The sequence below is a fragment of the Ravibacter arvi genome, from assembly GCF_039540405.1.
Taxonomy (GTDB): Bacteria; Bacteroidota; Bacteroidia; order Cytophagales; family Spirosomataceae; genus Ravibacter; species Ravibacter arvi.
In genome coordinates this window covers 101,581-114,701 of the sequence record NZ_BAABEY010000001.1, presented here as the reverse complement: position 1 = coordinate 114,701, position 13,121 = coordinate 101,581, and the positions used below count along the sequence as shown (strand labels likewise).

Genomic DNA, 13,121 nt, shown 5'->3' with positions numbered 1-13,121 from the left:
TAATAAAAGAACCTCGCTGAACGAAATGATATCGTTAATTTTGGCGCGAGTCTATTTAACACTTTGAGAAACCTGTTTATCGGGCTGACATTTTCCCTGATATGGGCTTCAGCCTCAGTTGCAACCAAATTCGGCCTGATCCACGGAGACCCGTTGATCTTGTCAAACATTCGTTTTGCGCTTTCAGGCGGCGTTCTTCTCCTTTTTACCTATCTTTTTAAAAGAGGTCCGGAATACCGGCTTCCACGCGGAAAAGAGTGGCTGCAGCTGGCTATATTCGGTTTTTTAAACACTGCGCTCTTTTTAATGCTGTATGTCTGGGGCATGAAAACCACTTCCGCCGGCATAGGCAGTCTGGCGGTAGCCACCAACCCGCTTTTCATTACCTTCCTTTCAGCCATATGGCTCGGCAGAAAACCGGAGCGTCCGGATCTGATTGCACTTTTCCTAGGTCTTGCCGGTGTATCGGTCGCCACCTATCCGCTTCTAGGAAACGGACATACCTCCCCGTTTGGTGTGTCTTTGCTCCTGTTAAGTATGCTGGTTATTTCAAGTGCGAGCGTTTACTATGCGTCCGTCCGGTGGGAACTGCCTAATTTACTGATCAACGGGTGGCAGATTATGATTGGCTGCCTGGTTTCATTGCCTTTCACGCTGACTTTTGCCGACTTTGAGGCGCACCATTTTGATGCCACTTTCTGGAAATCCGTAACCTGGCTGGCCTTTGCCGTTTCCATCGTATCGCTCGCCTGCTGGTTTTACCTGCTGAAAATTGATACGATAAAAGCTTCGATGTGGCTTTTTCTGTGCCCGATTTTCGGCTTTTATTATGCCTGGTTACTGATGGGGGAACCCATTACCGCGTTTACGATAGCGGGCACCCTGCTGGTGCTTTCCGGGCTGGTCATATCTCTAATGGCCAAAGCCAGGCGTCAGATGCGTACCACTTCATCGCCCAGGATGCAATAATATTCATCCTGCTCATTATGGCCTACCGGGTGGAGGCCGGTAAGGTTGCCGAAGGCCGGCAATGTCAGGGTGGAGCACGAATAATGAAAGCAAGGGAGTAAAACCACTTGTCGTGCCCGTAACGCAAGCCGGTAGCCCGGGTGAATATGACCGGCCACATTGAGAACTCCGGGCGGTGTCTTCAGGTGAAGTGGCTCATGTGTGAGGAGGATCCTGTCGTCCAACACAATTTCATCTACCATTTCAACGCCGATCTGCTCAAAACCCGTGCGCTCAATTATATCATGGTTGCCTTTCACCAGGGTAAATGAGACTTCGGGCAGCCCCCTGATAAAGTCATCAAAAAGCTTCCAGTCATTGTTGCTGCTGCTGTGGAAAAGGTCACCGAGAAAGAGCACCCGGCGAATTTTTCGTTTTTCAACCAGGTGTTTTACGCTTTGAAACTCTTTTTCCAGGTTAGGCTGAGGAACGGGAATACCGGATTTCCTGAAGTGTGCTGCCTTGCCCAAATGCCAGTCGGCCAGGCAAAGCATATGGTAATCCGGGATATACAGCATTCTTTGCGGAAGCAGCTCCAGAGGAATTCCTTGTAATGTAACCTTCATATTTCTTTAACCAGCCGCACGTCGCCTGCCAATTTCCGCCTTTATTTTTTCCAGCCTTGCCTCCCAATCCTCATTGGAATAGCGTTCCCGGAATGATTCCGCGAAGATAGGAAATGAAAACGGAGTAAGCGTCTCCGGCTGCTGCAAAACAACCCGGTGCGCGCTGATCCGTTCGTAAACCCGGTAAAGCCGCGCATACTCCAGCTGAAATTGGAATACCTCGTCGTAGGCTTCCTTCAAAAGCAGGTTGTTGGGGTCATAATTTTCGAAAACCTTGAAAAAGAGGCCTGAATTTGCCTGCAGATGCCTGGTTTTGACCGGCTTTCCCGGATAACCCTGAAAAACAAGTCCCGCAATACCCGCTATATCCCGGAACCTGCGCCGGGCCATTTCCGAAACATTGATGCCCGATCGGATATCCTCCGACAAGCCCGTTCTGCCGAACAGTCCGGCTTCCATTTCGGTTGTGATATCAATCGGGCTGTCCGAAAGCAGCTCGTAGCCATATTCGTTGCTGGCGATACTGAAGGAGGTTTGTCTTGTCCTGCTGAGGCGAAAGGCGGTCACGGCGGCCATTCCTTCATGAATCAGCTTGCCTTCAAACGGGTAGACGAACAAGTGATAGCCATATTGGGTCTGAATGTATTCGACCAGCAGCTCGTTTTCTTCGGGAATGGCCGAAACACGCCGCTGCTCGTCAAAAAGTGGTCTTAAAAACTTCAGTTCAACCGGCCACCGGCGTTCCGGCTGTTTGACCAGTTCAAACGTATGCCTGAATGCCGTCGCGAAATCCGTGGTGATCGCAAACCTTCCTCCCATCCACGAAGGCACAATGCCTTTTTTCTTCGCAGAAAGCTTCACGATTGCCTGCATCCCGTTGACTCTTTCCAGCTCCAGCAATCTGCCGCTGAACCAGAAAGCCTGACCGGGTTTCAGCTTTGAGATAAAATTTTCTTCCATGCTCCCCAGAGTGCCTCCTTTCCGGAATTTCACCTGCATCATCGACTCCGACACGATGGCGCCTATACTGAGCCTGTGCCGCATCGCCGTTCTCCGGTCAACGACCCGGTACACCCCCTCTTCGGCAACTACTTTATGGAACTCGTCATAGGCCTGAAGGCTTTTCCCGCCCTGCGTAATCATCAGGAGGCATTCCTGAAACTCTTCTCCGCTGATGGACTCGAAACAGTGCGTCGTTTTTATTTCCCTGAACACGTCCGCCGGTCTGAAGCCTTCCGACACGGCGAGTGTAACCAGGTACTGGATAAGTACATCAAAGGAACGGATATAAGGCTGGCGTTGCTCATACATTTTATGAGCAGCCGCAAACCGGAGCGAGGCTCCTTCCAATATCTCGAGCGAATGGGTCGGCAAAAAGTAGATCTTGCTGACAGCACCTGGTTGATGCCCGCTTCTTCCGGCACGCTGCATAAACCGGGCTATTCCCTTCGGCGAGCCGATCTGCACCACGCAATCCACTGGTCTGAAATCCACCCCAAGATCGAGGCTACTGGTACAAACCACTGCTTTCAGCCGCCCGGCATGAAGATTTTCCTCCACCCACATGCGCACGTCTTCTCCCAGAGAACCGTGATGCAAGGCCATCTGACCCGCCAGCGCGGGGTGTTTTTGCAGCAGGCTGTGGTACCATATTTCGGCCTGCGACCGCGTATTCGTAAAAAGAAGTGTTGATTGGTGGGTATCGATTACGGGTATCACCTGGTCGACCATTCTGATACCGAGGTGTCCCGCCCAGGGGAATTTTTCGAGTGTTGACGGGAGCAGGGTTTCAATCCTTACTTCCTTTTGTAAATCCGCTCTTACCAGAACACCGTTTCTGTCATTCCCCAGCAGAATATGCAGTGCGGCTTCCAGGTTGCCGATGGTAGCGGAAATGCCCCATATTTTGAGCCGCGGGTTCAGTTGCTTCAGCCGGCTGAGCGCCAGTTCTATCAATACGCCGCGTTTGCTCCCCATCAGCTCATGCCATTCGTCGACGACAATAAAGTCCAGTTCGCCAAAAAAATCGGGGTACCCTTTTGATGCCAGGAGCAGGTGCACACTTTCCGGCGTGGTAATAAGGGCTTCCGGCGTATTGGTCCGCTGCTTTTGACGGGCGCCGGCGGACGTATCGCCAGTCCTGAGCTCTACCCGGTAATCCAGTTCAAGCTCTTCGCTTACCCGGCCGGCGGCAAGGTGAATTTCTTTGGAGAGCGCCCGAAGCGGGGTTATCCAAAGGGCATGAAGCCGTTTTTTCCTGCTCTTTTCCCGCTGATGGTAATAGTGATGAAGGATCCCGAACCAGATAGCATAGGTTTTCCCATAACCGGTGGGTGCGTTGAGCAGGCCGGACTCGCCTTCGCTGATTTTTTTCCATGCTTCTTTCTGGAATTCATGCGCCTCCCACTGACGGTTGAAGAAAAAAGCCTCCGCAAAAGAATTGGCCATATCACTACGCGCTGATATTCACTACATAAGGTTCGCGGCAATCCTCTGAGGCCCATACCCTCCCCTATTCCCGAATAAAGATACCAAAATACGAAAAGCATAGGTGGTGCCTGAAAGTCTCCCGCAAAAAAAATCTCCCCGAAACCATACAAGACGGGTCCGGGGAGACGGGACTGGTTGCAGACGGTTCTCAGTTGATGAGCGCCCAGGTCTGCCAGGGGATCCTGGAAAGTATCAAAACAAGGCCAAGCGCGTAAAATACGGTTATGGTCGCGTATTTTTGCCGGGATGCGGCGGCACGCTTCGCCCGGGAATATCCTACCGTTATGAGCGCAATGGCAATAATCCCAATCAGCGGGTGCTCCAGCGCGTATAGCCTGCCCATTGAATCCTTCATGGTTTCACCCGAGAGATTACTGATCCCGAGCGGGGACATAAAGTACAATCCCAATCCGACCAAAAGCTGCAGGTGAGCGGCTATCAGCCCGATCAAAGACGAAACCCTGTGTCCTTTGCTATAGTCCGCTGACGTCATATAACCGATGATATGGATCACCAAAACCACCGCAAAAACTATCAGTAGAACAAGTGCGATCGTCGAATGAAGATGTTTGAAGCCGGTATACATTGATAAAGAATTTTATTTGGATACAATGAACTGAATAGCGAAGTTAACCTACTCCGGCTTATTATCGTCTTAAAATCAAAAAAATACTCTGCCGGGGCTGTGCCTCCACGCCCGCATCGGCAAGCCGAAGCCGGTAATCCTTTGCAAATTAGTCCTTAATGCGGCAGCGGCCGGCTATTCCTTCAGGAGAGCAAGCGCTTCATCATCCTCATAGCTTTCGGCCAATGCCTTCAGCCTGGCCCTGAGCGCCCGGATTGTTTTACTGCTTCCGTCCCCGTACAAATTCTTCAGCTCTCCCGGGTCATTTCTGAGGTCATAGAATTCCCAGTTATCGATACCGCCATAAAACCTGACGAGTTTATACCGCTCCGTTCTCATCCCGAAATGCGGGTAAACGTGGTGCGGTTCGGGGAATTCGTAGTAATGGTAGTAAACGGCATCCCGCCATTTTACTTCCTTGCTGTTTTTCTTCAGGAGCGGGAGGAAGGACTGTCCCTGCACTTCAGAAGGCGCTTTGACGCCCGCAAGATCGAGCAAGGTCGGCGCCCAGTCTATATTGGCCACCAGCTGATCCACCGTTGTCCCGGGCTGAATTACGCCAGGATATTTAATAACAAACGGCGTTTTAAGCGATTCTTCGTAAATAAAACGCTTATCGAACCAACCGTGCTCACCCAGGTAAAAACCCTGGTCAGAAGCATAGATCACAACCGTATTTTTATCGAGCCCTTTTTCCTTCAGGTAATCCAGCACCCGTCCGATATTGCGGTCGAGGCTATTGGCCGTAGCGAAATAGTCTTTCATATAACGCTGGAATTTCCACTCGGTCAGGGCCTTTCCCGATAAATTCCTGCTTTTGAAATCCTCGGCTACTTTTTCATAGTAGCTTTTTATTTTCGCCCGCTGCCCGGGTGTCAGGCGCCTGTAACCAAATGCATTGTCAAAATCGATCCCGATTTTGAGATCTTCTTTCAGGCGGAGCGTAGAAGCAATGGACATATCTTGCCTGGCGGCAGCCTCCCGCCCTTTATAGTCATCGTAAAATGATGCAGGCAAAGGAAAATTCACGTCGTCGTAAGCGCCGAGGTCTTCCAAGGCGGGTTCCCAGGAACGGTGCGTAGCTTTTTGGCCTATGGTAATAAAGAACGGCTTGGAAGTATCTCTTTTATCAATCCAATCGAGAGAAAACCTGGTGATAAGGTCGGTCACGTAGCCTTCCTGGCGAACCGTATCTTTCGACTGGCCTATAAAATCCGGGTTGTAGTAATACCCCTGCCCGGGCAGGATATTCCAGTAGTCAAATCCTTGCGGAAGGCTGTTGAGATGAAGCTTTCCCACATAAGCTGTCTGATAACCGTTATCCTGCAAAGCCCTGGGGAACAGGAACTGGTCGACATTAAAAAGGGTACGGTCATTTCTTTTATAACCATTTTTGTGGCTGTACTTCCCGGTAAGCAGTGTTGCGCGGCTTGGTCCGCAGATCGAATTGGTTACCAGGTTGTTACGAAGCAATGCCCCCTCGCGGGCGATCCGGTCGATATTGGGCGTCCTGGCCAATTGATTGCCATACGCGCCGATAGCCTGGTAGGTATGATCGTCAGAGAAAATGAGAACAATATTGGGGCGATCCTGCGCTGCAATCCGCCAGGAAAACAAAAAGAAGGCTCCGAGGAGTAGAACTGTGTTTTTCATCGGCAAAGTTAGTTGGTTGTAAAGGGGTGAGGTATGAGGGGTGAGGTATGAGCGTATGCTGCATCTCTCCTGTCTCATCTCTTCATCGAAATTACAGTTTTCTCCGATAGTCCAAAATTATTTTGACTTGTTTACACCTGAAGCAGAGGGTAAACTTTGATTTCAATTCTATACCAAATCCTCAGGGGCGCCGTTATTAACATTCACAGACTATTACCATATTCGACAATCAAAAAACCCCGATTTCGGATTTCTGACTTCAGATTCCCGACTTTCAACTACTTACCACCCAAAATCAACCTTTATACCGTTATGGCAAAAATCATCTTAAAAAACGACATAGAAATTTTCTATACCGACCTGGGGCACGGCAAGCCCGTCATCCTGATCCACGGCTGGCCGTTGAGTCACAAAGCGTGGGAACCCCAGGTGGCAGCACTTACAGAAGCCGGTTTCCGCGTCATTGCGTATGACCGCCGCGGTTTTGGCAAATCATCCGCACCTTCGGAAGATTATGATTATGACTCTTTCGCGGCCGATCTGAATGAACTGATCAACAGGCTGGATCTATCGGACGTTACCCTGGTGGGTTTCTCGATGGGGGGAGGCGAAGTAGTCCGGTATCTCACCCGGTACGGGAACAAACGGATCGCCAAAGCAGCACTGGTCGCTTCGATCATTCCTTCCATCAAGCAAACCGATGTAAACCCGGAAGGTGTGCCGCAAAAAGTATTGGATGATATCATCGCGTCTATCAAAAAAGACCGGCCGGCATTTCTTACAGGCTTCGGCAAGAACTTCTACAATTACTCGGAGCAGGCAAAATCCGTAAGCCCGGAACAGCTTCATTACGATTGGTCCATTGCCGTCAATGCTTCGCCGCTTGCTACCATCGGCGCCGCCAAAGCGTGGATGGACACCGATTTCACCGAAGAAGCGAAGAAAATCGGCGTCCCTACACTGATCATTCACGGCGACGCCGACCAAACCGTACCCATTCAAACCTCCGGGGATAAGGCTGCCAAACTTATTCCCGGCAGCATTTATAAGGTGTATAAAAACGCGCCTCACGGCCTGAACATCACGCACCGCGATCAATTGAACACCGATTTGATTGAATTTCTGAAGTCATAGGCAATAACTACAGGGCTTGCCGACTCAACTGCGGCGGACCCGGAAGCGTCTCCCCGGTATAACGCTGTTTCCAACGAAGGATTTAGCGCAAATGCCGGGGAGACTTTTGCTTTATTGGCGAACCCGACTTCGCCAAAGAAAAAAAAATAAAAAAATAGTACTACAAATAGTACCTTTTCTATTCCCTAAAGTATTTGATAGTATCAAAATAGTAGGTGCGTTTTTTAGCCCTAAAAAGGTATGCTTGCATACTGAATTCTCGATTCTGGTAACCTTATTTTCTTGCGCAAGCTTTAGCGTACCCGTCTGAAAGTCGCGCCCGGAATTAGGCCCTCTTATGGCTTAATGACGTGAAACAGCCTTTATTCACTTAAACCTACACAATAACTTATGATTGGAAATTTTAGCAAGCACTGGCTTTTCTTCCTGGTCCTTACAGGGGGATTTATGAGGCCGATGGCGGGGAATGCCTTGAATACCGGATTGCCGGGTTCAGCGAAAACCATCACCGGGAAGGTAACGTCCGCGGTCGACGGTACCCTGCTTCCCGGTGTGAATGTCCTGGTAAAGGGTACTTCCAGGGGAACCACTACCAATACCGACGGCGCCTATTCGATTACGGTGGATAGCGGGCGGGAGGTGCTGGTTTTTTCCTATATCGGCTTCCAGACTCAGGAATTGATGGTCGGAAATGCTTCCATGATCGATGTCAAGCTGGAAGAGAGTGTTGAAAACTTACAGGAGGCAGTGGTAACTGCGCTCGGGATCAAGCGCGAGGAACGCTCGTTAGGGTATTCGGTCGGAAAAGTAAACGGCCCCGACCTGACCAGGGTCGTCAACGAAAACGTTTTGACCGGGATGGCCGGGAAGGTCGCCGGGGTTACCATCAGTTCTACCGGGGGGACCGGGTCGTCGGTGAGCATGGTCATCCGCGGCGCAAATTCTTTGAACAATGACAACCAACCTTTGTTCGTCGTTGATGGAGTCCCGTTAGCGAATACGTTGAACAACGTCAGCCAGGTAAACGGAAATGACAACCGGGTAGACTACGGCAATGCGATTTCCAGCCTGAATCCCAATGATATTGAAAACATCACCATCCTGAAGGGACCAAGTGCCGCGGCGCTGTACGGTTCCAGGGCAGGCAACGGCGTCGTGCTGATTACGACAAAGACCGGCGCCAACGTAAACAAATTAACGGTCAACGTCAGCTCAAGCGTGGTCTTTGATAAGCCTTACGCTTTTCTGAAACAGCACAACCGTTTCGGCGCCGGCCTGCTGTCTTATCAACCGGCGAGTGTCTCCAATAACCCGGCTACCAACCCGGAGAACCGCCTGGTATTTGATTATATGGGAACAGCGTTCGGAGCGGAGCTGGACAAAGGCTACGAAGAAGTTCAATGGAACAGCCCGTTTGATGCAAACGGAAAGCAAATCAAAACCCCATTGGTGTCACACCCCGATAACGCCAAAAACTTCTTTCAAACCGGCATTACTTTCCAGAATGCCGTATCGGTCGCCAATAACAACGGCATCAGCAGCTATCGCCTGTCCCTGTCCAACATGCGCCATACCGGGATTATCCCGAACTCGGACCTGAACAACACCACCGTAAACCTGAACACCATCCTGAACCTGAGCAAGAAATTCAGGATCAGCACCAATATCGATCTGAGCCGCAACGGCGCCAGGAACCGCCCGGCCGGGGAGCGCGGAGCCAACCCCATGCAGTGGGCCTATGAAGTAAATTCAAGTACCGATATCCGCGACCTACGGGATTACTGGATGCCGGGTAAAGAAGGGCTGCAACAGCGGACACAGGATTGGGACCAGAAAAATAAAACGTACAACAATCCTTATTTCCTGGCCTATGAAATCAACAACGGATTTACGCGGGATCGCGTCTTTGGTAATATAAAAGCCGACTGGCAGATTTTGCCGGATCTTTCCCTGATGCTGCGTTACGCCCTGGATAACCTTGCTGACAAACGCGAGACCAAACTGGGTACCAGCTATACCGGCGATCCTTACGGCGGCTATGGCCTGATGAATATCAACAGCTTTGAGAATAACGCCGATTTTTTGCTGCATTACAAAAAGAACCTGAAAGATTTCTCCCTGAATGTCTCAGGCGGTGGAAACCATCGGTATTACCAGGGATTCAATGCCAACCAGTCGTCGATAAACGGGCTAATCTCGCCGGGCGTATACACCCTGAACAACATCGCGACAGGAAATTTGGTAGCCAATAGTTCCTCCAGCAGGAAAGCGGTCAACAGCTTGTACGGAATCGTGAACGTCGGCTACCGGAACAGCATCTTCATGGAGGTCACAGGCCGGAACGACTGGTCGAGTACCCTGCCCGGGGCACAGGGCTATTTCTACCCCGCTGCTTCGCTCAGCATGCTGCTGAACGAAATGCTTCCGCTATCAAAGAATATCAGCCTGCTTAAACTGAGAGGTGGAATAGCCGAAGTAGGAAATGACACCAGTCCTTACCAATTGATCGCTTCTCTGAACAACGCCGGCACTTTCAACGGTATTCCGCAGCAATCGACCTCTCCGATCCTGCTCAATCCGCAACTGAAGCCCGAAATAGCCCGTTCTTATGAAATCGGGCTGGACTACCAGATGTTCGGCAACCGTCTCCGCTTCAACGGTACCTATTACCGGGTGGACAACAAAAACCAGATCTTCAACACCAAGATGCCGCCGTCGTCGGGCTATACCGAAAAAAATATCAACGCCGGACTATTGCGGAGCAAGGGGATAGAGCTTACCCTGGGTTTGACGCCCGTCAAGAGCGAATCCTGGACCTGGGACATCAACATGAACCTCACCCGGAACCGGACCACGCTGGTGGAACTATCCGACAACCTGCCCTATTTCGTCATGTGGAATGAGGCCAGAGGGGGATCGTGGACTTATGTAGGCGAGCAGATGGGCGATATTTACGATGCCAAGCTGGTAACCGTCGAGGATCCCAATTCGCCTTACTACGGATACCCGGTATTGGACCGCACCGGGAAATGGCAAGCCATAGGCGCCGAAAATACCCGCAATAAAGTAGGCAACTATAACCCGAAATTCATCTTCGGCGCCCAGACTTCCATCCGCTACAAAGGGTTCAACCTCGCCCTTTCTTTCGACTGGCGCAATGGCGGGGACTTTGTGTCGCAAACCTACCGGTATAGCGAGGAGCACGGGCGTTCGCAGCTTTTCCTGGATAAGATGATCAATCCGGGTAGCCTCAGCGGCCGTGAGTTGAGGGACCATCTGGTCGCGAACCAGGATGAGATGATCCGGTCCAGCGGGAATAACTTCCCCATTGTCGGCGGGCACGGCCCCTATGACAACGGGTATGCCTTTGCCTATGGCCCCTATCGATTGCCTTACGGCGGGGTCTTTATCCCGGGCGTGAGAGAAGTAGGGAAAAACCCTGACGGCACGCCTGAATATGTTGAAAACCTGGGAGAAGACATAGGAAGTAAGACCCTTACCCTGCCGGTTGCGCTGGCAACGACCTGGAGCTTTGCAAGAGCGTCTTTGTTCGACGCCTCCTACCTGAAGCTGAGAGAAGTGGCGCTCAGCTATGACGTTCCGGGGCGGTACACTCAAAAAATCGGGATCAGCAATATCAACATCGGTGTCTTCAGCCGGAACATTATTTTATGGACAGCAGCGAAAATCAATATTGATCCGGAGCGGGCTTTCCAACCTTCGACATCGGCAAGAGGCGGAACGCAGTTCATGCAGGGAGTAGAGCGTTACAACGTAACGCCCTGGGTTGCGCCCATCGGTTTTAAAGTCAATTTAACGCTATAAGTCATGAGGGCTGAGGTGTTGGTGATGAGCTTTGAGGTTCGGGCTATGAGCAGTGCGCTGGCGGTTCGCCGCTGCGGAGCGCCTGGTTCGGCCTGCAGTACGGCTCAGTGCTGCACTTCACAATCTTTATTCATATGAAATACATAAAATCAATTTTTGTTTCGCTGGTGCTGTCAGCTGCCACGCTTACCTCCTGCCAGGACTACCTGGTCGATCTGAACAGCAACCCTAACGGGATTGACCCCAAAACGGCCAACCCGAATGCCGTTCTGGCCAATGTCCTGAGCGCGACCGGGATGACGATTACCAACCTGGGGTACGGCGACCTGGCCGGGGTGATGCAGCACACCCAAAAAGACGGGTGGGGCTCTTCGCACAATGAATATGACTGGGGGGCGAGCAATGACTGGAGTGGTTACTACGGTATTTTACGGAATACAAAGTTTGTATATGACCGTTCGACGGAACTGAGCTATCCTTTGCAGCAAGGGGTCGCCCTGGTGATGAAATCCATGGTATTCGGCCTGATAACGGACCTGTACGGCGACGCGCCTTATGCGGAGGGCGTCAGCGGAGAACTGGGGGGCGACCGGTATACTTTTCCGAAATTTGACAGGCAGGAGGATATCTATACCGGTATTCTCAAAGACCTGGAAGAGGCCAACCAAATTCTCTCCAAAAGCAAAGCGGAGTACAACAGCACGATTGAACCGGTAGATATGTACTACAAAGGAGATCCCGCCAAATGGCGCAAGCTGGCCAACTCGTTACGACTGCGCTACCTGATGCGTATTTCCGAGAAAAAGCCTGATCTGGCCAAAACGGAGATCGAGAAAATGCTGGCCAACCCACAGCAATACCCGTTAATTTTAAGCGCGCAGGACGATTGCAACATGCCCTCATGGACGCCCGTATTTGATGTTTCGGAAAGCACTTACCGCCGGGTGAAAATGTGCGCCACCCTGGTCGAGGCAATGCGCGCCGGAAAAGATCCACGGCTGGGTGTCTGGGCTAAGAAAGTGCAGATCCCGATTGCGGTTCGCGATAGCTTGCCCGCCGGCACCGATGCCATTGTCAACGGGGTACGGTACATTTCACCCGATGTATTGGCCGCCAAAAACATCCCGATAAGCGAGCTCAACCAGAACAGGGATTACGTCGGGATTCCCCCGGCCTACATGGCGCCGGCTGTGTACAACCTGAGCCCGGACCCCAACCAGGCTTCCAACAACCCGCATGTCTCGTGGCTAAGCGATATGTACCGCGTATTTAACAGCCCCTTGCTGAAGTCGCGGCTGCTTTCTGCTTCAGAGGTCAATTTTATTCTCGCAGAAGCGGCCCTGAAGAACTGGTCCGTCGGCAAGTCCGCAGAGGCCTATTACGAGGAAGCCATCCGGCAGTCCCTGGAAACGTGGGGCGTCGGCGCGCAGTTCGACGCTTTTATCGCACAGCCGGCCGTAGCCTTCAAAGGGACCCAGCAGCAAATCATTGAACAAAAATGGATCGCAAGCTGGCAGGCGGCCATTGAGTCCTGGGCCGACTACAAAAGAACCGGCTTCCCGAAGCTGACCGTCGGCTCCGCGGCGAAAAGAGAGGTCCCGCCGGTGCGGTTCTATTACATGCGCGACGAGCAGAATCTCAACAAACCCAATGTGGATGAAGCCCTGAAAAGGCTTGAGGAAACGCCCTATACCAATCCCGACGGTCCCAATAGCGCCTGGTCGAAACCCTGGGTACTGCAAGGCACGGGTAAACCCTGGTAACCTGGCTTCCCTCCGCTTGCCGTGATTTAATAGCGGAGCAAATCATGAAGTCTCCCC

The 13,121-nt window shown here is 51.5% G+C and carries 8 protein-coding genes; 4 read left to right on the top strand and 4 right to left on the bottom strand.

Annotated features, from left to right (window positions below):
- Positions 1 to 63 precede the first annotated feature (63 nt).
- Entirely contained in the window at positions 64 to 969 is a 906-nt protein-coding gene (locus ABD852_RS00460; protein ID WP_345026017.1) for a DMT family transporter, read from the top strand.
- Here ABD852_RS00460 and pdeM read toward each other — a convergent pair.
- From pdeM to ABD852_RS00440, 4 genes are all read right to left on the bottom strand, one after another.
- Positions 933 to 1,574: a ligase-associated DNA damage response endonuclease PdeM gene (pdeM, locus tag ABD852_RS00455; RefSeq protein ID WP_345026016.1), complete on the bottom strand. Its 642-nt coding sequence runs from the start codon at positions 1,572 to 1,574 to the stop codon at positions 933 to 935. The two genes, ABD852_RS00460 and pdeM, sit on opposite strands and share 37 nt — an antisense overlap.
- A 6-nt stretch (positions 1,575 to 1,580) precedes the next feature.
- The gene (locus tag ABD852_RS00450) at positions 1,581 to 4,022 is read right to left on the bottom strand and encodes a ligase-associated DNA damage response DEXH box helicase (protein ID WP_345026015.1); all 2,442 of its coding nucleotides are present in this window, start codon (positions 4,020 to 4,022) and stop codon (positions 1,581 to 1,583) included.
- Between the two features lie 190 nt (positions 4,023 to 4,212).
- Positions 4,213 to 4,650, bottom strand: a complete 438-nt coding sequence (locus ABD852_RS00445; RefSeq protein WP_345026014.1) for a hypothetical protein — start codon at positions 4,648 to 4,650, stop codon at positions 4,213 to 4,215.
- 174 nt (positions 4,651 to 4,824) lie between these two features.
- Positions 4,825 to 6,342, bottom strand: coding sequence for a sulfatase family protein (locus tag ABD852_RS00440; protein WP_345026013.1), 1,518 nt, complete (start codon positions 6,340 to 6,342; stop codon positions 4,825 to 4,827).
- A gap of 312 nt (positions 6,343 to 6,654) precedes the next feature.
- Between ABD852_RS00440 and ABD852_RS00435 the strand changes: the two genes are divergently transcribed.
- The 3 genes from ABD852_RS00435 (at position 6,655) to ABD852_RS00425 (ending at position 13,064) form a co-directional block, all read left to right on the top strand.
- On the top strand, positions 6,655 to 7,476 hold the full coding sequence (locus ABD852_RS00435) for an alpha/beta fold hydrolase (RefSeq protein WP_345026011.1): 822 nt from the start codon (positions 6,655 to 6,657) through the stop codon (positions 7,474 to 7,476).
- Between the two features lie 390 nt (positions 7,477 to 7,866).
- Positions 7,867 to 11,301, top strand: a complete 3,435-nt coding sequence (locus ABD852_RS00430; protein WP_345026010.1) for a SusC/RagA family TonB-linked outer membrane protein — start codon at positions 7,867 to 7,869, stop codon at positions 11,299 to 11,301.
- A gap of 134 nt (positions 11,302 to 11,435) precedes the next feature.
- A complete protein-coding gene (locus ABD852_RS00425; RefSeq protein ID WP_345026009.1) occupies positions 11,436 to 13,064 on the top strand; it encodes a SusD/RagB family nutrient-binding outer membrane lipoprotein in 1,629 nt (542 codons plus the stop codon).
- Positions 13,065 to 13,121 lie beyond the last annotated feature (57 nt).